Here is a 23,284-nt window from a genome sequence, read left to right on the forward strand (position 1 = left end):
CGGGAAGTGGGCGGGCAATGGAAAGCAAATGGCTTGAGGATTTCGTCTCCCTGGCGGAAACGCGCAGTTTCAGTCGCTCGGCCGAGTTGCGGCATGTGACGCAACCGGCTTTTTCGCGACGTATCCAGTCGCTGGAGGCCTGGCTGGGTACCGACCTGATCGACCGTACTTCCTATCCCACCCGCCTCACGCCGGCCGGTGAAGTGTTCTACGAGCAGGCCGTGGCCATGCTGGGCCAGATCAACAATACCCGGGCGCTGCTGCACGGCAAGCGACCTACCGCCCAGACCACCATCGACTTCGCAGTCCCGCATACGCTCTCGCTGACCTACATGCCGAAGTGGCTCAGCTCGCTGGAGTCCGGCTTCGGCTCCATCAATACCCGCCTGATCGCCCTGAATGTGCACGATGCCGTGATGACCATCGTCGAAGGCGGCTGCGACCTGCTGTTGTGCTATCACCATCCACGCCAGCCGGTGCAACTCGATGCCAGCCGCTACGACATGCTGACCATGGGAACCGAGACGATGCGTCCCTACTCGCGTTGTGACCGGCAGGGCCGGCCCGACTACCTCTTCCCCGGCAGCGCCAAGGCGCCGCTGCCGTTTCTTTCCTACACCAGCAATGCCTATCTGGGGCGCATGGTGGAATTGATGATGGCCGATACCAAGCGGCCGCTGCACCTGGCCAAGCACTACGAGACCGACATGTCGGAAAGCCTGAAGATGATGGCGCTGGAGGGCCATGGGGTGGCCTTCCTGCCGGAGTCCTCGGTGGTCCGGGAAGTGCGAAATCGGCAGCTGGCACGCACGGATGGCCCGACCGGCGAGTGGGAGGTGGAGATGGAGATCCGCCTCTACCGCGAACGTCCCACCCCGCAACGCACCGGCAAGGCATTGGTGGCGCGCCTGTGGGAGTACCTGGTCGACCTGGATACGCAGCGGCAGGGAAAGCTGGAGCGTGATGAGCGCCAGAAGGTGGCGGCAGGCAAATCCGCCCGTGCGGCGGAAAAACGCGAATCCTGAGCCGGAAAAGGGTGGGGTGATCGCCGCAATCGCCCTTTCATCAAGGGTTACAGAAGGTTATGCATGGATTGCATAATTGCATGCTCACAAAGCATTAGCCTTGTTTTGGCCGGCTGGCTACGATGGCGGCGCTGAATCGGACCGGCACGAATTTCCAGTAGACGCAGGAGGCGTCGTGCTGGCAGGACGTGCTCCGTCCCGGCCCGTGCAGACGCCTGTGGCGCTGCTTGCAGGCTGGCGCCGACGGAGTAACATGCCCTGGCGAACTTCGGAATTCGGAAGCCTTTTGTCCTGACCTGCACGGAACTCAAAGGAGCGATTGCATCATGTCGAACGTACCTAATCACGAAGTGCCTTCCTATCTCGTCCCGCACGGCATCGGTCCGTGGGGCGTCTACCTCGAGCAGATCGATCGTGTCACGCCCTACCTGGGTTCGCTGGCGCGCTGGGTAGAAACCCTGAAGCGCCCCAAGCGCATCCTGGTGGTGGACGTACCCATCGAGCGTGACGACGGCACCATCGCTCACTTCGAAGGTTATCGCGTGCAGCACAACACCTCGCGCGGCCCCGGCAAGGGCGGCGTGCGTTTCCACCAGGACGTGACGCTCTCCGAAGTGATGGCGCTGTCGGCCTGGATGACGGTCAAGAATGCCGCCGTGAACGTGCCTTATGGTGGTGCCAAGGGCGGTATCCGCGTCGACCCCAAGACCCTTTCCCGTGGTGAACTGCAGCGCGTCACGCGTCGCTACACCAGCGAGATCGGCATCATCATCGGCCCCAACAAGGACATCCCGGCACCCGACGTCAACACCGATTCGCAGATCATGGCCTGGATGATGGATACCTATTCCATGAACCAGGGCAGCACCTCCTCGGGTGTGGTCACCGGCAAGCCGATCTCGCTGGGCGGCAGCCTGGGTCGCCATGAAGCGACCGGTCGCGGTGTGTTCGTGGTGGGTTGCGAAGCGGCTGCCAAGCGCGGCATGGACATCAAGGATGCCAAGGTCGCGGTGCAAGGTTTCGGTAACGTCGGCGGCATCGCTGCACGTCTGTTTGCCGAGGCTGGATCCAAGGTGGTGGCAGTGCAGGATCACGTGACCACGGTGTTCAATGCCGGTGGCCTGGACGTGCCGGCGCTGCAGGCGTATGTCGCCAAGAACGGCAGCGTGAAGGGCTTCGAAGGTGCAGACGAGATTGCCGATCGCGCCCAATTCTGGTCGGTCGACTGCGACATTCTGGTGCCTGCTGCACTGGAACAGCAAATCACCGAGGCCAATGCCAATCACATCAAGGCCAAGATCATCCTGGAAGGCGCCAATGGCCCGACTACCCCGGCCGCCGATGACATCCTGCGCGACAAGGGTGTGCTGATCGTGCCGGACGTGATTGCCAACGCCGGTGGTGTGACAGTGAGTTACTTCGAGTGGGTGCAGGACTTCTCCAGCTTCTTCTGGACCGAAGACGAGATCAACCTGCGCTTGACCCGCATCATGCGCGAAGCCTTTGCCGCGGTCTGGCAACTGGCCGAAGAAAAGAACGTGTCGCTGCGTACCGCGGCCTTCATCGTGGCATGTACTCGCGTTCTGCAGGCCCGTGAAATGCGTGGTCTGTACCCGTAATGCGATAAAAGAACAGTCCGGGCAACCGGACCTGGGCGGCCCAAGACGACGCATGAGAGATCGTCGGCCGCATGAGCTCAGCTCTAGGAGGAGACGTGGTGGCTGTGCGTACACGCACCGCAGGCCAGCCAGCCTTGCGGCGCAGGATCATCATTGACCAACCCGGCATTTCCATGCCGGGCGCTGCCGCATGTGCGCTCCCGGTTTGCGCCTGCGATGCCAACCTGATTGCGGTTGCGTCGCATCGTTCGCATTGCTCTCCCGCCTCTGCCTTCCTCCCGCTTTTCCCCTCTCTCCCCGAACTACTTCATCGCCCTGCAAGGCGCTCCCGTACTGGTGTTGCGCCGGTCATGGGCAAACCGCGCCTGCGTGCTTCAGGTCTCCATGGCTGCGTCCCCGCGCACCGTGCAGAGGCATTCACGGATCTTATTTCTGGCATGGATATTGCTGACAGGAACACTGTCGCTGCCGTGACGCCACGCGCGCCACATCGCAGTTTCCGGCCTGCTCCAGTGGGTGCCAGTGCGGCTGCTGGCCGAGAACTGCATCATCAGGGAAGTTGCGTATTGCCTGACCCGGTGGCATATGTCGTACAATGCGCCCGCCGCCTGTTGCGCATGGGTAATTTGTCTGCAGCGGGTCCACCGTGGGGGTGGTCTTCGAAAGAAGGCGCCAGGTGTGGATCAAACAATGCTGGCAAAGATCCTTGTTAGCACACAGAATAGGCAGCACGGCAGAGAACAATAACAGGCTCGTCAATACGGCCGGCCAGCCCGGTTCCGGGCGCCGCGCAAGCGGTTTCGGAATGGGGCTTTTGATACACTACGTAAAAAATTTTTCCAGGAGGTCACACAATGAAGTTATTGAAGCTAGCAGGGGTTTTGGTTGGGGCAAGCGTGCTGATGAGCTCGGTGCATGCCGAGGAATTCACTGGCCGTCTGAAGAAGATCAAGGACTCCGGCACTCTGACGCTGGGCGTGCGCGATTCGTCGATTCCTTTCTCGTATCTGGATGACAAGCAGTCCTATCAAGGCTACTCGATCGACCTGTGCCTGAAGGCAGCAACTGCGATCCAGAAGAAGCTGGGTCTGACTTCGCTGAACATCAAGATGGTTCCGGTGACTTCGGCCACCCGTATCCCCCTGATTGCCAACGGCACCACCGACATCTCCTGCGACTCCGCGACCAACAACCAGGAACGCTGGAACCAGGTGGCCTTCTCGATGACCGAGTTCGTGACTGCCAACAAGTTCCTGTCCAAGAAGTCGGCCAATCTGAAGACTCTGGATGACCTGAAGGGCAAGACCGTGGTCTCGACCTCCGGCACCTCCAACCTGAAGCAGATCACCGCGCTGAACGCCGAACGCAACCTGGGCATGAACATCCTGGCTGCCAAGGACCACGCTGAAGCCTTCCTGATGGTGGAAACCGGCCGTGCCGCCGCCTTCGTGATGGATGACATCCTGCTGTCCTCGCTGGCTGCCAACTCCAAGGCACCTGCCGACTACCAGGTCTCTTCGGAAGCCCTGTCGGTCGAGCCGTACGGCCTGATCCTGCCGAAGGGTGACAACGACTTCAAGAAGGTCGTCGACGACGCCCTGACCGTGGTCTACAAGGGTGACGACATCAAGAAGATCTACGCGAAGTGGTTCCAGTCGCCGATCCCGCCCAAGGGTGTCAACCTGAACGTGCCGATGAGCCCGCAACTGCAGGCAGTGATGGCCAAGCCGACCGATTCCTACGATCCGGCCGCCTACGCTGTGGTGCCGGAAGCCCAGAAGAACATGGGCAAGAAGAAGTAATCGGCGCATTTCCTGGTGCAATCTGACGAAACGGGGGCCTGTCCCCCGTTTTGTTTAGCCGGTGTCAAAGCGTTTGCCATGGGGCAAGGCGTTTTTCCACGTCACCGGACCTGACCCTACAAGAAGCGGCGCGGCATTTGCCTGGTGACCGCGCCCGACAGATAAAACGACTCGACACAGACTCGAACCACAGACGAGGCCATTTATGCACTACAACTGGAACTGGGGAATCTTCTGGGAGATGTCTCCCGATGGCATCCCCTATATCGATACGCTGCTGGCAGGCCTGAAATGGACACTGGCCACCGCCGCATGCGCCTGGATCATGGCACTGATCCTGGGCACCATCTTCGGTACCTTGCGTACCACCACCAAACCATGGGTCGTGCGCATCGCCAACGGCTATGTGGAACTGTTCCGCAACATTCCGCTGCTGGTACAGATGTTCCTGTGGTACTTCGTGATGCCGGAACTGCTGCCCGGCGCCCTCGGCGACTGGATCAAGAGCCTGCCGGACGCGTCCTTCGTGACCGCGACCCTGGCCCTGGGCTTCTTCACTTCCTCACGTGTGGCCGTGCAGGTCACTACCGGTATCCAGGCATTGCCGCGCGGCCAGCGCATGGCAGGTGCGGCACTGGGCCTGACCCCGGTGCAGACCTATCGCTACGTGCTGCTGCCGATGGCCTTCCGCATCATCATCCCGGCGCTGACCAACGAGTTTGCCGCGATCATCAAGAACAGCTCGGTGGCGCTGACCATCGGCCTGGTCGAACTGACTGCCGCGACCTACTCGATGCGTGAGTTCACCTTCCAGACCTTCGAGGCCCTGACCGGTGCCACCATCATCTACCTGATCATTTCCGTCATCGCCCTGTTCATGGCGCGCCTGCTGGAAAAGGTCACCGCCGTCCCGGGTTACATCACCGGCGGCAGCACCAGCGCAGGAGGGCATTGATCCATGTTCAGCAATTTCGATTTCGACGTCATCCAGCGCTCCTGGGTCTATCTCTTTACGACCGGCCTGAAGTTCACCCTGATCCTGACCTTCTCGGCCATGCTGGGCGGCATCATCCTGGGTACGCTGCTGGCGATGATGCGTCTGTCGTCCAACAAGCCGCTGTCGTTCATCGCGACCACCTACGTCAACCTGATCCGCTCCATTCCGCTGGTGCTGGTGATCTTCTGGTTCTACTTCCTGGTGCCCTTCATCGGTGCCTGGATCATTGGTGCTTCCGAGCCTATCCAGGTCGGTGCGTTCCAGTCGGCCCTGATCACCTTCATCCTGTTTGAAGCGGCCTACTACTGCGAGATCATGCGTTCGGGCATCCAGTCCATTCCGCGTGGCCAGGTGTTCGCCGGTTACGCCATCGGCATGAACTACTGGCAGATGATGGGCAACGTGGTGCTGCCGCAGGCCTTCCGCAACATGACGCCGATCCTCCTGACCCAGACCATCGTGCTGTTCCAGGACGTGTCGCTGGTGTACGTGCTGGGTTCGGTGCCGGACTTCGTCACCAGCGCTTCCAAGATCGCCCAGCGTGACGGTCGTCTGGTGGAAATGTACCTGTTCGTGGCCGTGGTCTACTTCGTGCTCAGCTTCGGTCTGTCGACCCTGGTCAAGCGCTTCCAGAAGAAGATCGCCATCATCCGCTAAAGCCTATGACGGCCGCCGCCCAGGGAGGCTGGCGGCCCAGTGAATTCAGAAATCCAGGAGAATCAAATGATCGAACTCAACAATGTCAGCAAGTGGTACGGCAGCTTCCAGGTCCTGACCGACTGCTCGACCTCCGTCAAGAAGGGCGACGTGGTGGTGGTGTGCGGCCCGTCCGGTTCCGGCAAGTCCACGCTGATCAAGACCGTCAACGGCCTGGAGCCGTTCCAGAAAGGCACCATCACCGTCGATGGCGTTTCGGTGGGTGACCCCAAGACCAACCTGTCCAAGCTGCGTGCGCGCATCGGCATGGTGTTCCAGAACTTCGAACTGTTCCCGCATCTCTCGATCCGTGAGAACCTGACCATCGGCCAGATCAAGGTGCTGGGTCGTTCCAAGGAAGAGGCGACCGAGAAGGGCCTGAAGTACCTGGACCGCGTGGGCCTGCTGGCGCACAAGGACAAGTTCCCCGGCCAGCTTTCCGGTGGCCAGCAGCAGCGTGTGGCGATTGCCCGCGCCCTGTCGATGGATCCGATCGCCATGCTGTTCGACGAACCGACCTCGGCGCTGGACCCGGAAATGATCAATGAAGTGCTGGACGTCATGGTCGGCCTGGCCCAGGAAGGCATGACCATGATGGTCGTGACCCACGAAATGGGCTTCGCCCGCAAGGTCGCGAACCGCGTGGTCTTCATGGACAAGGGCCTGGTCGTGGAAGATTGCGCCAAGGACGAGTTCTTCGCGCAGCCGCGTTCCGAGCGCGCGCGTGACTTCCTGGCCAAGATCATTACGCACTGATCTTCAGCCCCTCAGCATCAGGTCAAGGGCCGCTCCGGCAACGGGGCGGCCCTTGACGTTTGGGCTACATCAAGAGCGGGTGGCGGCAGGGCGCCCGGAGCGCTTGACGGCTACGGTAGAATGTCGCCCTTGAAGACATCGCGGCTGGCTCTCCACAGCCCGCATGGCCGGGATGCCTCGCCTTACTCCCACTCCAGACCGAAAGATCATTGCAATGAGCAACGTACTGACCATCACCCGCCCGGACGACTGGCACTTGCACCTGCGCGACGGCGCCACCATGCGCGACGTGCTGCCGCACACCGCGCGCCAGTTCGCGCGCGCCATCGTCATGCCCAACCTGAAGCCGCCGGTGACCACCACCGCCCAGGCTGGCGCCTATCGCGACCGTATCCTGGCGGCGCTGCCGCAAGGCATGGCCTTCGAGCCCTTGATGGTCCTGTACCTGACCGACAATACCCCGCCGGAGGAAATCCGCCGCGCCAAGGAGAGTGGTTTCGTCAAGGCCGTCAAGCTCTATCCGGCCGGTGCCACCACCAATTCGGATGCCGGCGTGACCGATCTTTCCAAGTGCTACAAGACCCTGGAAGTGCTGCAGGAAGTGGGCATGCCCTTCCTGGTCCACGGTGAGGTGACCAATCCCGAGATCGACCTGTTCGACCGCGAAGCAGTGTTCATCGACCGCATCATGAAGCCGCTGCGCCAGGCCATGCCGGAGCTGAAGGTGGTCTTCGAGCACATCACCACCAAGGACGCGGCGGACTACGTACTGGCCGGCGAAGGCCCGACCGCCGCCACCATCACTGCGCACCACCTGCTGTTCAACCGCAACGAGATGTTCAAGGGCGGCATTCGTCCGCATTACTACTGCCTGCCGGTGCTGAAGCGCGAGACCCATCGCCAGGCCCTGGTGGCCGCCGCCACCTCCGGCAATGACAAGTTCTTCCTCGGTACCGACTCGGCCCCGCATGCCAAGGGCGCCAAGGAACATGCCTGCGGCTGTGCCGGTTGCTACACCGCGCTGCATGCGCTGGAACTCTATGCGCAAGCCTTCGACGCCGCCGGCGCACTGGACAAGTTCGAGGCCTTCGCCAGCTTCAACGGCCCGGACTTCTACAATCTGCCGCGCAATACCGGCACCGTCACGCTCAAGCGCGAAAGCTGGTCCATCCCGGCCGAGCTGCCGATGGGCGATGCCACGGTAGTACCGCTGTCGGCCGGCGAACAGATCAACTGGAAGATGGTCTGACCCCCACAGGGAGGCAGCCCTGTTCCTTCGTCCCCGGCCATGGTCGCGTCAGATGATGGAGGCCATCGCCGGAATGTCCTCAACAACGAGAGAAAGGCGAGCTGTATGCAATTCGTCGATGAACTGATTACCGATTTCGACAAGGCGCTGCGCGTGATCAATGGCGTGGTGTTCGAGAGCCGTCCCAACCCGGGGCGCGGCCTGCCGGACGGGGTCATGAACGAGGCCGAGAAGCGTCACGCGGCCGGCCTGATGCGGGTCAACAATGTGGGTGAGGTGTGCGCCCAGGCGCTGTACGACGCCCAGGGCCGCTTTGCGCAGACGCCAGAGATCAAGAATGCCTTCGTCCGTGCAGGCATCGAGGAAGAGGATCACCTGGCCTGGACCGCCGAGCGTCTGCGCGAACTGGGTTCGCACACCAGCCTGCTCAATCCCTTGTGGTACGGCGGCGCCTATGTGCTGGGCAGCATCGCCGCCCGGCTGGGGGATGCCCGCAACCTGGGCTTCGTTTCCGAGACCGAGCGCCAGGTGGAGCACCACCTGATGGGCCACCTGGAAAAACTGCCGGTGCAGGACAACCGTTCCCGCGCCATCGTCGACCAGATGCGCATCGATGAGATCGAACACGGTCAGGCGGCGCGCGACCTGGGGGCGGCCGAAATGCCGGCGCCGGTCAGGGGCTTGATGAAGGCCATGGCCAAGGTGATGACCACGGTGGCCTACCGGATCTGATCGTTACCGAATGAGCAGGAAAGAAAAAAGCGGCCTTGGCCGTAATACCGTTCAGTTAAGAAAAAATCGCCGCGCCAGATGACTTTGGCGCGGCGATTTTGCTTGGTTCTCTTCAAGCCATTTGAAACCGTTCGGACTGAGTAGGCCCTTTAGGGCCGTATCGAAGGCGCTGCTCAGCTTGTGGCGGGCCTTCGATACGCGGCTACGCCGCTACTCAGGACGAACGGTCAGCGGTGGCGCAAGCAAAGTCTGAGCAGGTTTTCGGGCTGGTAACAAGCTTAACTGAACGGCATTACGGCCTTGGCCGCTTTTTTCGTTGGTGCTGCCCGTGTTACTGCTGCTGGGCAGCCGCCGAGGAGATATCGGTCAGGTCGTCGATGATCTCGAAGGAGTGCGTCATCTCTGCGGTCTTCTCCAGCATGATCGAGGCGGAGCAATATTTGTCGTGGGATAGCTTGATGGCTCGTTCGACAACATTTGTCTTCAGATTGCGGCCACGCACGGTGAAGTGGAAGTGGATCTTGGTGAAGACCTTGGGATCGCTGTCGGCGCGCTCGGACTTCAAGGTCACGTCGCAGCCGCGCACATCCTGGCCGCTCTTGCGCAGGATCACCACCACATCGTAGGCGGTGCAGCCACCGGTGCCGGCCAGCACCACTTCCATCGGACGCGGTGCCAGGTTGCGGCCGCCGCCGTCGGGTGCGCCGTCCATCGTCAACAGGTGGCCCGAGCCCGTCTCGGCCGTAAAGGTCATGCCGGACAAGCCGGTCCAGCGCACTGTGCATTCCATCTGTATCGTCCAAATCGGTTGTGTGAGGCTGGCTATTGTAGCTTTTGCTGGCCCCGGCCGCAGCCAGGGCGGGTGGAGTAGAGCTTGCTGCGGTGAAGGTTTGTGATTATTGCGACGCAGAAAAATTGTTGAAATATTATTCAGTTACCGTCCGGCGGGTGGTTGTAGATGATCCTTGGAGTCAGCAGTGATGCCGCTTTCAGACGGTTACAAATAAATTTTGCGGTCGTTATTGCAATGCACAAACCGCTTTGCTATATTGAATTCAACGGAAGTTTTGCAGCACGTAACGATGTCTCCTCCACCCTCCTCATTGGTGTGGATTAAACCCGGAACCACAGTGTCCGGGTTTTTTTTGTCCTTTTTTCCTGCGGGTTGCGGCCGAAGTTGTCTGGTGAGCAATGAAATCCTGCCGGATCGCGCCGCTGCCTGATCTTCGCGCCACAAATCCCCGAAACCTTTTGACGCTAAGTCCTTGAAAAGGCTATACTTGCCGGCTTTCCCATGCGCTCGGGAAGATAAAAGGATGAGTCCGCGAAGCGAAACACCAAGGACAGCCGGCAACATTGGCTGACCCGCATGACCGGAACCGCCACTTTGAGCGTTTATACATTGATAGAGAAAGTCAAACATGAAGACCTTTTCCGCTAAAGCCCATGAGGTTCAGCGCGAGTGGTTCGTGATTGACGCGACGGACTTGGTCCTCGGACGTGTTGCCAGCGAAGTGGCACTCCGACTGCGCGGCAAGCACAAACCCGAATTCACTCCGCACGTCGATACCGGTGACTTCATCGTCGTCGTCAACGCAGGCAAGCTGCGCGTGACCGGCACCAAGGCCACTGAAAAGACCTATTTCCGCCACAGCGGTTATCCGGGCGGCATCTACGAAACCAACTTCCTGAAGATGCAACAGCGTTTCCCCGGCCGTGCGCTGGAGAAGGCCGTCAAGGGCATGCTGCCCAAGGGTCCGCTGGGCTACGCCATGATCAAGAAGCTGAAGGTTTATGCAGATGGCAACCATCCGCACTCCGCGCAGCAACCGAAACCCCTCGCCCTCTAAGGAACAGACATGATCGGTAACTACAATTACGGAACCGGCCGTCGCAAGAGTGCAGTGGCGCGTGTTTTCATCAAGGCAGGTTCGGGCAACATCATCGTCAACGGCAAGCCCGCCGCCGAGTACTTCTCCCGTGAAACCGGCCTGATGGTGATCCGTCAGCCGCTGGAACTGACCGGCAACGTCGAACGTTTCGACATCAAGGTGAACGTCCACGGTGGCGGCGAATCCGGCCAGGCCGGCGCTGTGCGCCACGGCATCACCCGCGCCCTGATCGACTACGACGCCGGCCTGAAGTCGGCTCTGTCGAACGCAGGCTTCGTCACCCGTGACGCGCGTGAAGTCGAACGTAAGAAGGTTGGTCTGCGCAAGGCACGTCGCGCAAAGCAATTCTCGAAGCGTTAATCGTTTCTCGCATCACAGAAAGCCGTCGGCATGCGTGCCGACGGCTTTTTGCTTTTTGTTCGCCGGCCATTGCAGAGCTTTTGAGTGAAAGTGGGAAGCCTATCGTTGGTGATTCGACGAGCCTGGCCGACAGGAAAAGTCCTTGTTTCACGAAATAACTTCCTGACGGGAAATCAGCGGGAAATATTCTCCTGATAAAATGAAAAGCTTTCCAGCGCGTGTTGCACGCGCGTCCGGCGCTCGCTCGCCACGGCGATGTTTCTTCGCCTTTTTTCGCAAGGACCAGACATGATCAAGGTAGGTATCGTTGGCGGAACCGGTTATACCGGCGTCGAATTGCTGCGTATTTTCGCCACTCACCCGCAGGCAAAGGTGCAGGCAGTGACGTCGCGCAAGGAAGACGGGATGCCCGTGGCCGAGATGTATCCGTCCCTGCGCGGCCGTGTGGATGTGGCGTTTTCTTCACCTGACAAGGCCAAGCTGACCGACTGCGACGTCGTCTTCTTCGCCACCCCGCACGGCGTGGCCATGGCCCAGGCGCCTGAACTGGTGGCTGCTGGTGTCAAGGTGATCGACTTGGCCGCTGACTTCCGTATGCAGGACGTGGCTGCCTTCGAGAAATGGTACAAGCTGCCGCACAGCTGCACCGACCTGCTGAAGGAAGCCGCCTACGGCCTGCCTGAACTGAACCGCGAAGCCATCCGCAAGGCTCGCGTGGTGGGCAATCCGGGCTGCTATCCGACCACCATGCAACTGGGCTTCGCGCCGTTGTTGAAGGCGGGTGTGATCGATGCCTCGCACCTGATCGCCGACTGCAAGTCCGGTGTCTCCGGCGCCGGTCGCAAGGCCGAGCTGAGCCTGCTGTTCTCGGAAGCCTCCGACAACTTCAAGGCCTACGGCGTGTCCGGTCATCGTCACTCCCCGGAAACCATCGAGCGCCTGTCGCACCTGACCAGCGACAAGGTCGGCCTGCTGTTCACGCCGCATCTGGTACCGATGATCCGCGGCATGCATTCCACCCTGTATGCGCGGCTGACCAAGGAAATCGACAACGCCGCCCTGCAGGCGCTGTTCGAGGCTGCCTACAAGGATGAGCCTTTCGTCGACGTGCTGCCCTTCGGTTCGCATCCCGAAACCCGCACCACGCGCGCTTCCAACATGCTGCGCCTGGCCGTGCACCGTCCGGACGGTGGTGACACCGTGGTGGTGCTGGTGGTCCAGGACAACCTGGTCAAGGGCGCGTCGGGCCAGGCAGTCCAGTGCATGAACCTGATGTTCGGTCTGGACGAAGCCACTGGCCTGCAGCAGGTCCCGGTCCTGCCGTGAAGTACCGCCTATGGCGTCAGCGCATGACGATTTCTGCGCCGAAGATGACCATCAAGCGGCACCTGCCATGGCCCCTGATGGTCCTGCTGTGGGCAGCGGTGCTGGCCGTGGGTTCGTTGGCGGCGGTCTGGACCTACCAGCTCGGCCGTAACAACCTGCCAGGCTTGCATGGTGATGCCGGTGAGCAGATCGAGCAGCTCAGCGAGCAGGTCAGGAAACTGACTGCGGAGAACGAGCGCTTGCAATCTGCCTCCAATGCGTCGCAGAATGAACTGAAGATTGCGCAGACCGCGCAGGCCACGCTGGCGACCCAGGTGAAGAACCTGGAAGCGGAAAACAACCGCCAGAAGGAAGACCTGGCCTTCTTCGACAGTCTGTTGCCGACCAATCTGGGCGCACCTGGCATCACGATCCAGCGCTTCAAGGCCGAGCAGGCGGCGCCGACCCAGCTGCGCTACCGCGTACTGGTGATGCAAGGTGGTGGGGGAACGCAACAGTTTGCAGGAAACCTACAGCTTAGTGTCAATATTGTGCAGGGCGGCAAAAATGCTACACTCAATTTTCCTGAAGGCAATGCCGCCGACCAGGCGCGCTACCGACTCGCATTCAAGTATTACCAGCGGGTCGAAGGCTTGCTGACTATCCCCGAGGGGGCCACCGTCAAATCGGTTGCCGTTCGTGTTCTCGACCGCGGCCAGGTTCGTGCCCAGCAGTCGGTAGATCTGTGAGGTGATTCCATGTTTACACGCAAAACCAAAAGCACGATCGACAGCCTGATCGGCATGTCCACCACCATCAAGGGCGATGTGGGTTTCAGGGGCGGCCTGCGCATCGATGGCAATATCAACGGCAACATCAATGCCGAGAGCGGCGAGCCCAGCGTGCTGGTGATCTCCGAGCATGCCAAGGTGGTCGGCGAGGTACGCGCGGCGCATCTGATCGTCAATGGCGAGATCGTGGGCGACGTGCATTCCTCCGAACTGCTGGAGCTGCAACCCAAGGCTCGCATTACCGGCAATGTCTTCTACAAGGCGCTGGAGATGCACGGCGGCGCGCTGGTTTCCGGCAAGCTCAGCCATGACCAGGCCGTGGATACCCCGGTGCTCAAGCTGGCTGCATCGTCGGAAGCATGAAAATCCGCAAGCGCTTATAATGGCTTTATCGATCTAGTGTATTGATCCGCCTCAAGCCCAGCAGGAGCCCGAAATGAATGCCGTAGCCGAACTGCAACACACCGATATCCCCGCCCCGATCAACTTCAGCGACAGCGCCGCCGCCAAGGTGGCCCAGCTGATCGAAGAAGAAGGCAACCCCGACCTGAAGCTGCGCGTTTTCGTGCAGGGTGGCGGTTGCTCGGGTTTCCAGTACGGTTTCACCTTCGATGAAATCGTCAACGAAGACGACACCACGATGAGCAAGAACGGCGTCCAGCTGTTGATCGATTCGATGAGCTACCAGTATCTGGTCGGCGCTGAGATCGACTACAAGGACGACCTGGAAGGCGCGCAATTTGTCATCAAGAACCCGAATGCCACGACCACGTGCGGTTGCGGCTCGTCGTTCTCGGTCTAAGCGCCGCAAGTTCCCCCGACCTCAGGTCGAGGGGCTCAAAAAAAGGACGCCGCGGCGTCCTTTTTTTCATTGCCTCTTTCGCCAATCGCGCGACGGGCTATCCGTCTGTCATTGCTCCAGCATCCCGGCTCAACCCAACTCTGCAAAGGCCTTGGCGGCCGCAGCGATGGTTTCCTCGATGATGGCATCGCTGTGTTGTGCCGAGACGAAGCCGGCTTCGAATGCCGAGGGCGCGAAGTAGATGCCGGCGTCCAGCATCTTGTGGAAGAAGCGGTTGAAGCGCTCCTTGTCACCCTGCATCACCTCGGCATAGCTGGCCGGCACCTTCGCATCGAAGTACAGGCCAAACATGCCGCCCACAGCGTCCGCCGAGAACGTCACCCCGGCCGCGCCGGCCGCTGCCACCAGGCCGTCAGCGAGCTTGCGGGTCTGGATGGTCAGGTGCTTGTAGAAGTCCGGCTGCTGGATGATCTTCAGCGTCGCCATCCCTGCAGCCACCGTCACCGGATTGCCTGACAATGTGCCGGCCTGGTAGACGCCGCCCAGCGGCGCCAGGTGTTTCATCACCTCAGCGCGACCGCCGAAGGCCGCAACCGGCAGACCACCGCCAATGACCTTGCCCAGTGCGGTCAGGTCGGGAACGATACCGTTCAACTCCTGGGCGCCACCGCGTGCCACGCGGAAGCCCGACATCACCTCGTCGAAGATCAGGATGGCACCATATTGCGTGCACAGGCGGCGCATGGTCTGGAGGAATTCATCGCTGGCACGCACCAGATTCATGTTGCCGGCCACCGGCTCCACGATCACGCAGGCGATGTCGTTGCCGGACGCCTTGAAGGCCTCTTCCAACTGGGCCGCGTTGTTGTAGTCCAGCACCAGCGTGTGCTTGGCGAAATCTTCCGGCACCCCGGCCGAGGTCGGATTGCCGAAGGTCAGCAGGCCGCTGCCTGCCTTTACCAGCAGCGAATCGGCATGCCCGTGGTAGCAGCCTTCGAACTTGATGATCTTGTCGCGCCCGGTCGCACCGCGGGCCAGGCGCAGCGCACTCATGGTCGCCTCGGTGCCGGAGGACACCAGGCGGATCTGTTCGATGGATGGGACCAGCTTGATGATTTCCTCGGCCATCTCGATTTCGGCCTCGGTGGGTGCACCGAAGGACAGTCCGCGCGCGGCCGCCTGCTGTACTGCCTTGACCACTTCCGGATGGGCGTGGCCGACGATGGCAGGTCCCCAGGAGCCGATGTAGTCGATGTAGCGCTTGCCTTCGGCGTCCCAGAACCACGGCCCCTCGGCCCGTTCGATGAAGCGCGGGGTGCCGCCTACCGAGCGGAAGGCGCGTACCGGGGAATTGACGCCGCCCGGCGTGCTTTGTTGGGCGCGGGCGAAGAGCGAGGCATTGGTCTTGGTCATGAGCGTGCGAAGGATGAAATCCAGGGATCAGTTCAGTTGATGGAGGGAGGCGCGTCCGGATCTTCAGATTCGCGCGCCCAGAAATAACGGTCCGGCATCAGTTTGCCCATGCCGATGCGCTGGGCATTGGCCAGTGCGGCCAGTGTGAATTCCTGCGCCTCGGAGGCTGCCAATGGCACCTCCAGGCCATTGGCCAGCATCGCCGTCAGTGCTGCCGACAGGGTTGTGCCGGCGCCGACGAACGAGCCCGGCAGGCGCGGCCAGACGTCCTGGCGCACCAGACCGGATTCATCGAAGAGGGAGTTGGCCACCTCCTGCAGATCGGTCTGGGTATTGGTCACCAGCAGGTACTCGCAACCCATCTCAATGATGCGCATGGCGTCCAGCATCAGTGCATCGCCGGTCACCGGCTCGCGCCAGGTCTCGGCCAGCCGGGTCAGCTCGCCGGCCGATGCGACCATCACGGTAGCTTGCGGGATCAGCAGTTCGCGGATGGCAATGAGGCGGTCGTCCTCGTCTTCCTGGTTGGCCAGGGCGCTGATGAACGGGTCCAGGATCAGCGGCACGTCGGGATAATCGGAGACGATTTCGGCGATCACCGAGATATTCTCGATGCTGCCCAGCGCACCGACCTTGAAGGCCGCTACGGCCATGTCTTCCAGGATCACGCGAGCCTGGTCGGCGACCCAGTCGACATCGACCACCTGCACGTCTTCGACACGGGCGGTGTCGCCGATCAGCAAGGCCGTCACGACGGACAAACCGTGGCAACCCATGGCGGCGTAGGTGGCGAGATCCGCCTGGACGCCAGTGGCGCCGACCGGATCGGCAGCGCCGAAGCTCAGGATGAGGGGGGGAGTTTGGTTTTGCACGTCGAGTAGATTAAGATAGCTGACTTAGCATTTTACTTGATTGATTTTAGGGATAGTCAGCCGTGACGAATAGCAGCCAAACCGAATTCAAAACCTGGATGTGCCTGATCTGTGGTTGGATCTACGACGAAGAAGCAGGCCTGCCGGAAGAAGGCATCGCCCCCGGCACCCGCTGGGACGATGTGCCCATCAACTGGACCTGCCCGGAATGTGGCGCCCGCAAGGAAGATTTCGAGATGGTCGCAATCTGATTGCAGCACCTGGCCGCACCCCGCGGCGCCGAGCTGCACCCATCCGCCTTTGATGCCCCAGATAGCCGGATAGTATGTCCTCCAGAGCGTCCCCGCCTATCGCAGGGACGCCTCCTCCCCACTTTTTCTTGCCATGCGGGATTTGATATAGGTCAAATTCCCTATCCGTGGCTTTTTTCCATCACTTTGTTGTGCTGTCTGGTCGAATAAGTTTGCTGCATGGAAATTCTTCGGGATTTTCTAGGTAAAATCGAGCCCTGTACCAGCACTGCCCCGCTTACCGGATGATGGGCGCCCAGACGCCCGCGCCGTTTGCACCAGGCACTCCCCAAAAAGGCTTGCACCTTGGGCCAGCCGCCAACGGCGGTCGGCTCAGGCCATCCGGTGGCATCGGCACGCATCCGATGCACGGTGCATTTCTCCTATCGCTCCGAGAGGCTGGTATGCCACACACCAAGGATTTCGTCATCGACGCACAACACGCGTGTCCGCCGCAGGATCGGTGGGGTCGCGAGGGACTGGAGCAGTTCCAGGCCTCGCTGCTCTCTCGCATGGCTGCCTCCAACCACGAAAGTCTGCATACGCGGCGACTGGCGGTGGCCATGGAGGGCCACCGCTGCCTGGTGCCGCTGACCCAGGCCGGTGAAATCGTCCCCTTGGTCGGGCATGCCATCACCCCGGTGCCGGCCACACGGCCCTGGTTTCGCGGTCTGCTCAACATTCGCGGCAACCTGATCGGTCTGGCCGACCTGATGGGGTTGGCAGGAGCGCCGTTACAGCGGGTCGGCACAGCCAGTCATGCCTTGTTACTGGCTCCGGGGGTGGCGCCACAGTGCGGCTTGCTGGTATCGGCCGTCCTGGGGCTGAGAGACATATCAGAAATGGTGAGAATCTCGAAAAATGACGATGAAGGAATTCGTATTCTTGGTGCAAACCAACGTTATAAAGACAGCAGCGGCCAACAATGGGACGAGCTGGACCTGGTGCAAATGAGTCAGGACAGCAGTTTCCTGGAGGTAGGGCGGTAGACCGCCCTCCCGAGAAGACCGTGGGCCGGCCACGCCGGCCTTCAATTACCACCGCATCATCACAAGACCCACACAATAGGGGTAGGAACACCGGTCATGGAACCGACCTTGCCGTATCTGTCGAATAAAGCCGCGCCGGTTGCGATCGCGTCCGAAACTGCAAGTCGGGCCGATCCGGGCATCGCCGTCGGCACAGCAGCTGTCGGCCTTCGCCTGCCTTATCTGCACCGCTATACCTTGCGCACGCAGACGCGCATGTTGCTGGGCGTGCTGGCCTTGTCGCTGACAGCCTTATTTCTGTTCATGTGGCTGGGCGCGCGACTGTACGTGCTGGCTACCCTGCAGACCAACCTCGCATCCGACCTGGTGATGCATTCCCAGCGCATCGGCAAAGCCGTACCCAATGCCATCCAGGGTAATCCGCAGGCCTTCATCCAGTTGGCGCAGAGTCGCACCGAGTTCAATCGTGATCTGCTGCTGCTGAGCAGCGGCGGCAGCTTCCAGGGCCAGACCATCGGCCTGCCCGAGGCCCGCATGAAGCCTGCACTGGAAAACGTGGCGCGCATGTGGCGACGTACTGATCAGGCCGCCGATACCATCCTGGGCATGGAAAAGGAGCTCACCGGATTCGGTACCACTCTCAAGCACCTCAACCAGCTGCTTCCGGTGATGCTGGACCTGAGCGAGCAGATCGCCATGCTGCAATCGGAAGGACGGCCTACCACCCGCGAGATGAACGCCGCCAGCCAGCTGGTCATGCTGACGCTGCGCCTGGGTCGCAGTTCCAATGAATTTCTCACCTCCGACGGCGTCAATCCTGAAACCGCCTTCATGCTGGGCAAGGACATCACGGCCTTTGGCGATCTGTTGAAGAGTCTGCTGGAAGGCAGTGAAATGCTGCGCCTGCGGCCGGCCACCGACCCCGACCTGCGCGAGAAGCTGCAGGAACTGGCCAGGGTATTTGCCGACTACCAGCCGGAGATCGCCGGCATCCTCGGCAACCTGCAGAATTTCATCGCTGCCAAGCGTTCCGAGCAACTGGTCTTCGTCGAGAACGAGACCCTCAAGCGCCACCTCACCGAGCTGCAGGATGCCTACCGCAACGCCTTGAAGGCGAGGTCCTGGACCTTCTGGGCGATCCTGGCGGCGATGATCGCTGCCTTGCTCAGCGCCGTGGGCATCGCCCTGGTACAGCTGCAGAGCAGCCGCAACAATGCCGCCGCCGCCGAGGCCCGGCGCCAGGAAGCCGAGTTGCAGCGCCAGCTGGCCCAGCAGGAGGAAGAAAAGGCCATGCGCGCCAACCACCTGACCCAGGCCGCCATCCTGCGACTGATGACCGAACTGCAAAAGGTCGCCGACGGCGATCTGACGGTACACACCACCGTCTCCGACGACGTCACCGGAGCCATCGCCGACTCCGTCAACTACACCGTGGAAGCCCTGCGTGGCCTGGTGGAACAGGTCACCCAGATGGCCGCCAAGGTGGCGCTCAGTTCCGAGCAGGTGCGTGGCACCACGACCGAACTGGGCGAGGCCGCCCGCGCCCAGGCGCGTCGTATCCAGCGCATTGCCCATGCCATGCTGGAGATGTCCAGGCAGATCGCCGGCATCTCGCTGTCGGCCGATGAATCGGCCGATGTGGCCCGGCATGCGGTGGTGGTGGCCGAGCGCGGTGCGCGCGCGGTGGAAGACGCGGTCAAGGCCATGGATGGCATCCGCGAGCAGATCAGCGAGACCTCCGACCGCATCGCCCGCCTGGGTGCCTCTTCCCAGATGATCGGTGAAATCACCGATTTGATTTCCGACATCACCGAGCGCACCAATGTGTTGGCGCTGAATGCTGCCATCCAGGCGGCTTCGGCCGGCGAAGCCGGGCGCGGCTTCTCTGTGGTCGCCGAAGAGGTGCAACATCTGGCTGAACGTTCCAGTGCCGCCACGCGCGAGATCGGCTCGCTGGTGCGCATGATCCAGGCCGATACCCGCGACGTGGTGGTGGCCATGGAAAAATCCACCACCGGCGTCACCGAAGGTGCGGTGCTGTCCGACGCTGCCGGTAGCGCCCTGGCCGACATCCGCAGCGTTTCCAAGAAGCTGGCGGACCTGATCCAGGGCATGGCCGCGGCCACCCGGGAGCAGGCGGTCTCGGCCAATGGCGTGGCCCAGCAGATCCAGGGCATCCTGACCGAGAACGATGTCATCGAACAAAGCCGCGAACAGGTTTCCACCCTGTACGAAGAATTGTGGGACGCCGCCCGCAAGCTGGAAAACTCGGTCTCGCGCTTCCGCGTGACTGTCTCCTGAGCGGGGCACGGTCCTCATGCAACTCGATTCCGCATCCGCCGCCGCGCTCTCTGCGGGCGAAGATTCCCTGGGTCCGGCATCCGGACGCATCAACGCCTCGCTGCGCCAGACCCTGCTGCCGCTGCTGACGATCGTCCGACAGCAGGATGGCGTCTGGCGCAGTTGTCTCGGCAAAGGGCATGCCGGTGCCGTGCCGCCCTTGTATCGCCGGACCCTGCTGACCTTGCGCGACTGTGCACGCAGCGTCGGCGCTGTGCATCTGGCCGATATCGCCAGTCAGCTCATCATGCTGCTGGAACAGCACACACCCGATTCGCCATTGAGCCCGCCCAGATTGCTTCAGATCGAACAAGGTCTGGACCAGCTGGCGCGCCTGCTGGAAAGCCCAGGTTCGCCAGCAGTGCTTACTCTTCCGGGCAGCGAAGCGCCCCGACCGATCATGGGCAACGTCATGACGCCGCACGACGTGATCGATCCCGGTCTGCTGCCCGTCTTTCTGGAGGAGGCGCAGGAACTCATGGCCAGCATCGGTGAGACCATGCTGGCGCTACCCCCTGGCTACAGGCATACCCCTGCCGACACGGACCTGCTGGCCGAACTGGCGCGTCCGCTGCATACCCTTAAAGGCAGCGCCCGCATGGTCGGCGCGATGCGGTTGAGCCAGTGCGTGCACGAGATGGAGAGCGCGCTGCAGCGCCTGCAGACCGGCGAGGTAGCCCAGAATGCCGACGTATTGACCGCGCTGCTGGCGCTCTACGACCAGACCATGGAGCACTTCAGCACCCTGGAGCAGGCTGCCGCATCGGTCCCGGCCGCAAGCCGATCTGGCGGCCTGCAGTCCCTCCTGCCGCCTCATTTCCGGGCGGCGCCCCTGCTGCGCATCCGTACCACTGTGCTGGACCGCTTGCTCAATCAGGTTGGCGAAGTCTCGATCATGCGCGCCCGGCTGGACAATGAAGTGGCGGCCCTGCAGGACGATGTGCGCATACTGGGCGATCAATTGCGCACCCTGGCCGATCAGGTCAGGCAATTGCAGCGGCACACTGGCGCCGGTCCGGTCGTAGCGCACGAGCTGCAGGCTGCGACCCATGCCATGGATGCCGTGCTGGCGCAGGCATGGCGGCAGCAAAAGCATCTGCACGATGGCGTCGGCCGCGCCTGCGAAGGTCTGCGCCAGCAGGGACGCTATGCCCGCGAACTGCAGCAGGACCTGATGCACGCGCGCATGATCAAATTCAACAGCATGGAGTCCCGTCTGCAGCATCTGGCACGCCAGCTGGCCGCCGAGACCGGCAAGCCGCTGGTGCTGGACCTGTCCGACTGCCGGTTGCAGATCGACCGCGCCATCCTGGAGCGCCTGATGGGCCCGCTGGAGCACCTGCTGCGCAATTGCGCCGTCCACGGCATCGAGGACACCACTGCCCGCCGCGCGGCCGGCAAGCCGCCTTCCGGTCAACTGCGCGTGCAGGCCGGTCATGAAGGCAACGAAGCCGTCATCCGCGTGAGCGACGACGGGCGTGGCCTGGACCTGGTCGCCATTCGTGGCAAGGCCCGCCAGCGTGGCCTACAGGCTGCCCAGGACGCTAGCGAAGCCGGGCTGGCCGAGCTGATCTTCGAGCCTGGTTTCACCACCTCGACGCAGGTGTCGGCGCTGGCCGGGCGTGGCATCGGCATGGATGTGGCGCGGGCTGAAGTAGCGGCCCTGGGCGGACGCATGACCGTGCATTCGCGACCCGGGCAGGGCGTGCTGTTTACCCTCTATCTGCCGCTGTCGCTGGCGGTGCAGCAGGTCTGCCTGCTGCAGCAGGGCCGGCAGCAGTACGCCATTCCCTCCACCCTGATCGACAGCGTATTGCAACTGCGCAGCGAACAGGCGCGCCAGGCCCTGGAGCAGCGTGTGCTGGAGGTCAATGGACGGCGCCTGGCCTTGTATCCGCTGCATCACCTGCTGCGGGAACAACTGGAGCCGGAGCAAGATGCCGACCTTGAAGGCGAGGCCGAGGCCGCCGATCAGGCCGATACCGAATCCGCCTTTGCGCTACTGATCAAGAGCGGCGACGAACTGATGGTGATCATGGCCGATCACGTCAACGGCAATCGTGAGGTGGTCGTCAAACCAGTCGGCCCGCAACTGGCGACCCTGGCCGGCCTGGTGGGCGCCACCGTGCTGGGGGATGGGCAGATCGTCCTGATCCTCAACCCGTTGCTGCTGGCCGGCTCGCGCCATGCCGATAGCAGCGTGGTCACGCCGGGCGTACAATAACGGGCTTTGGGCGGCCTGCCGGCGCGCCCTTGCACTTCGCCCGAGGCCCGTCATCGACTCCACACTCGTTTCCATTCTCCTGGCCACCACCCTGGCCGGCGTGGTCAGCATCACCGCTGCCGCGGTGTTCTCGTTTGCCTTGCTGTCGAAGATGGTGGAGCGTCTGGTCAGCCTGTCGGTGGGCATCATGCTCTCGACCTCGCTGTTGCACGCACTGCCCGAAGCCTTTGAATCCCGGGCCGAACCGCATACCCTCTTCGCGGTGCTGCTGGGTGGCCTGCTGGCCTTCTTCCTGCTGGAAAAGACCGCCATCCTGCGCCACTCGCACCATCACGAGGATGACGGACACGGTCACCACCACGGCCATGACAAGAAGGAAGCCGGCAAGGCCGGCTGGATGATCCTGGTGGGCGACGGCCTGCACAATTTCACCGACGGCATCCTCATTGCCGCCGCTTTCCTGGCCGATCCGCACCTGGGCCTGGTGACCGGGCTGGCCATCATCGCTCATGAGATTCCGCAAGAGATCGGCGACTTCATCGTGCTGCTCAATGCCGGTTTCTCGCGTACCCGCGCCTATGTGTACAACCTCATCTGCAGCCTCATGGCAGTGGCCGGTGGCACGCTGGGCTATTTCATGCTGGAGCGGGGGATGGAGTGGATTCCCTTCGTGCTGGTGTTCGCTTCGTCGGGCTTCATCTACATCGCCGTTTCCGACCTGATGCCGCAGATGCAGCGCCGCGCCACGTTGCGCGAGACCATTCCGCAGGTGATCCTGATTGCCGCCGGGGTACTGATCGTGCTGGCACTGACGCGCCACGCGCACGGTCACTGAGCACATCCGGTGCCTGGCCGTGGTGGAGATGATCCTCGCCATGATCGCCCCGGCTGCGTAGCACCCAGCGCAGGCCGATGCTGCAGACCAGTCCCAGCAGGCCGACGAACAACAGCAGGTCTTCGAGCATGATCCATCCTTTCATGGCAGTGGTGCGCCCGGCTGGCGGCACCTGACTGGGGACGCCTTGCCGGAAACAGAGGATGGCTTCAATGTAGGTGGATGACGCGCACAGCGCCAATATCAAATCAGCCGGCGTGCCATCTCAATTTGATATGGCCGACCGTAGAGGGAG

The 23,284-nt window shown here is 61.9% G+C and carries 23 protein-coding genes; 19 read left to right on the top strand and 4 right to left on the bottom strand.

Going from position 1 to position 23,284, the window contains the following annotated elements; translation table 11 throughout:
- Positions 1-17: 17 nt before the first annotated feature.
- From ACEOAC_RS04935 to coq7, 8 genes are all read left to right on the top strand, one after another.
- Positions 18-1,025 (top strand): LysR family transcriptional regulator, encoded by a 1,008-nt coding sequence (locus ACEOAC_RS04935; RefSeq protein WP_006461958.1) that lies wholly within the window; start codon positions 18-20, stop codon positions 1,023-1,025.
- Positions 1,026-1,351: 326 nt separating this feature from the next.
- Positions 1,352-2,644, top strand: coding sequence for a Glu/Leu/Phe/Val family dehydrogenase (locus tag ACEOAC_RS04940; protein ID WP_006461959.1), 1,293 nt, complete (start codon positions 1,352-1,354; stop codon positions 2,642-2,644).
- 854 nt (positions 2,645-3,498) lie between these two features.
- On the top strand, positions 3,499-4,446 hold the full coding sequence (locus tag ACEOAC_RS04945; RefSeq protein WP_039874310.1) for an amino acid ABC transporter substrate-binding protein: 948 nt from the start codon (positions 3,499-3,501) through the stop codon (positions 4,444-4,446).
- Positions 4,447-4,651: 205 nt separating this feature from the next.
- Positions 4,652-5,401 carry an amino acid ABC transporter permease gene (locus ACEOAC_RS04950; protein WP_006461961.1) on the top strand — a complete coding sequence of 250 codons (750 nt, stop codon included), beginning with the start codon at positions 4,652-4,654 and terminating at the stop codon, positions 5,399-5,401.
- Between the two features lie 3 nt (positions 5,402-5,404).
- A complete protein-coding gene (locus ACEOAC_RS04955) occupies positions 5,405-6,100 on the top strand; it encodes an amino acid ABC transporter permease (RefSeq protein WP_006461962.1) in 696 nt (231 codons plus the stop codon).
- 66 nt (positions 6,101-6,166) lie between these two features.
- Positions 6,167-6,895 carry an amino acid ABC transporter ATP-binding protein gene (locus ACEOAC_RS04960; RefSeq protein ID WP_006461963.1) on the top strand — a complete coding sequence of 243 codons (729 nt, stop codon included), beginning with the start codon at positions 6,167-6,169 and terminating at the stop codon, positions 6,893-6,895.
- Positions 6,896-7,109: 214 nt separating this feature from the next.
- Positions 7,110-8,144, top strand: coding sequence for a dihydroorotase (gene pyrC, locus ACEOAC_RS04965; RefSeq protein ID WP_077234793.1), 1,035 nt, complete (start codon positions 7,110-7,112; stop codon positions 8,142-8,144).
- A 105-nt stretch (positions 8,145-8,249) separates the two neighbouring features.
- Positions 8,250-8,876, top strand: coding sequence for a 2-polyprenyl-3-methyl-6-methoxy-1,4-benzoquinone monooxygenase (coq7, locus tag ACEOAC_RS04970; protein ID WP_006461965.1), 627 nt, complete (start codon positions 8,250-8,252; stop codon positions 8,874-8,876).
- A 331-nt stretch (positions 8,877-9,207) separates the two neighbouring features.
- Here coq7 and ACEOAC_RS04975 read toward each other — a convergent pair whose 3' ends face one another.
- The gene (locus ACEOAC_RS04975) at positions 9,208-9,666 is read right to left on the bottom strand and encodes an OsmC family protein (RefSeq protein ID WP_102662137.1); all 459 of its coding nucleotides are present in this window, start codon (positions 9,664-9,666) and stop codon (positions 9,208-9,210) included.
- Positions 9,667-9,873: 207 nt separating this feature from the next.
- On the bottom strand, positions 9,874-10,299 hold the full coding sequence (locus tag ACEOAC_RS04980) for a hypothetical protein (RefSeq protein WP_413443363.1): 426 nt from the start codon (positions 10,297-10,299) through the stop codon (positions 9,874-9,876).
- Between ACEOAC_RS04980 and rplM the strand changes: the two genes are divergently transcribed.
- The 6 genes from rplM (at position 10,298) to erpA (ending at position 14,026) form a co-directional block, all read left to right on the top strand.
- Positions 10,298-10,726 (top strand): 50S ribosomal protein L13, encoded by a 429-nt coding sequence (gene rplM / locus ACEOAC_RS04985; protein ID WP_006461967.1) that lies wholly within the window; start codon positions 10,298-10,300, stop codon positions 10,724-10,726. The two genes, ACEOAC_RS04980 and rplM, sit on opposite strands and share 2 nt — an antisense overlap.
- Before the next feature lie 9 nt (positions 10,727-10,735).
- A complete protein-coding gene (rpsI, locus tag ACEOAC_RS04990) occupies positions 10,736-11,128 on the top strand; it encodes a 30S ribosomal protein S9 (protein WP_006461968.1) in 393 nt (130 codons plus the stop codon).
- 288 nt (positions 11,129-11,416) lie between these two features.
- Positions 11,417-12,454: an N-acetyl-gamma-glutamyl-phosphate reductase gene (gene argC / locus ACEOAC_RS04995; protein ID WP_006461969.1), complete on the top strand. Its 1,038-nt coding sequence runs from the start codon at positions 11,417-11,419 to the stop codon at positions 12,452-12,454.
- A gap of 23 nt (positions 12,455-12,477) precedes the next feature.
- Positions 12,478-13,182 carry a DUF6776 family protein gene (locus tag ACEOAC_RS05000; RefSeq protein ID WP_006461970.1) on the top strand — a complete coding sequence of 235 codons (705 nt, stop codon included), beginning with the start codon at positions 12,478-12,480 and terminating at the stop codon, positions 13,180-13,182.
- Positions 13,183-13,191: 9 nt separating this feature from the next.
- On the top strand, positions 13,192-13,587 hold the full coding sequence (locus ACEOAC_RS05005) for a bactofilin family protein (protein WP_006461971.1): 396 nt from the start codon (positions 13,192-13,194) through the stop codon (positions 13,585-13,587).
- A 73-nt stretch (positions 13,588-13,660) separates the two neighbouring features.
- On the top strand, positions 13,661-14,026 hold the full coding sequence (gene erpA / locus ACEOAC_RS05010) for an iron-sulfur cluster insertion protein ErpA (protein WP_006461972.1): 366 nt from the start codon (positions 13,661-13,663) through the stop codon (positions 14,024-14,026).
- A gap of 129 nt (positions 14,027-14,155) precedes the next feature.
- Here the strand turns inward: erpA and hemL are convergent, their stop codons facing one another.
- Complete coding sequence (gene hemL, locus ACEOAC_RS05015) at positions 14,156-15,439, bottom strand: glutamate-1-semialdehyde 2,1-aminomutase (protein ID WP_077234787.1); 1,284 nt, start codon at positions 15,437-15,439, stop codon at positions 14,156-14,158.
- A 32-nt stretch (positions 15,440-15,471) separates the two neighbouring features.
- Positions 15,472-16,311 (bottom strand): bifunctional hydroxymethylpyrimidine kinase/phosphomethylpyrimidine kinase, encoded by an 840-nt coding sequence (gene thiD, locus ACEOAC_RS05020; RefSeq protein WP_413443364.1) that lies wholly within the window; start codon positions 16,309-16,311, stop codon positions 15,472-15,474.
- Between the two features lie 98 nt (positions 16,312-16,409).
- Between thiD and ACEOAC_RS05025 the strand changes: the two genes are divergently transcribed.
- The 5 genes from ACEOAC_RS05025 (at position 16,410) to ACEOAC_RS05045 (ending at position 22,989) form a co-directional block, all read left to right on the top strand.
- A complete protein-coding gene (locus ACEOAC_RS05025; protein ID WP_006461975.1) occupies positions 16,410-16,562 on the top strand; it encodes a rubredoxin in 153 nt (50 codons plus the stop codon).
- 443 nt (positions 16,563-17,005) lie between these two features.
- The gene (locus tag ACEOAC_RS05030) at positions 17,006-17,590 is read left to right on the top strand and encodes a chemotaxis protein CheW (protein WP_413443365.1); all 585 of its coding nucleotides are present in this window, start codon (positions 17,006-17,008) and stop codon (positions 17,588-17,590) included.
- A gap of 96 nt (positions 17,591-17,686) precedes the next feature.
- Complete coding sequence (locus tag ACEOAC_RS05035) at positions 17,687-19,891, top strand: methyl-accepting chemotaxis protein (protein WP_413443366.1); 2,205 nt, start codon at positions 17,687-17,689, stop codon at positions 19,889-19,891.
- Between the two features lie 16 nt (positions 19,892-19,907).
- Positions 19,908-22,154 (top strand): chemotaxis protein CheA, encoded by a 2,247-nt coding sequence (locus ACEOAC_RS05040; protein ID WP_413443367.1) that lies wholly within the window; start codon positions 19,908-19,910, stop codon positions 22,152-22,154.
- Positions 22,117-22,989: a ZIP family metal transporter gene (locus tag ACEOAC_RS05045; protein WP_413443368.1), complete on the top strand. Its 873-nt coding sequence runs from the start codon at positions 22,117-22,119 to the stop codon at positions 22,987-22,989. Before ACEOAC_RS05040 ends, ACEOAC_RS05045 begins: the two co-directional genes overlap by 38 nt.
- Positions 22,990-23,284 lie beyond the last annotated feature (295 nt).

The organism is Herbaspirillum frisingense (genome assembly GCF_047325095.1).
Classification (GTDB): domain Bacteria; phylum Pseudomonadota; class Gammaproteobacteria; order Burkholderiales; family Burkholderiaceae_D; genus Herbaspirillum; species Herbaspirillum frisingense.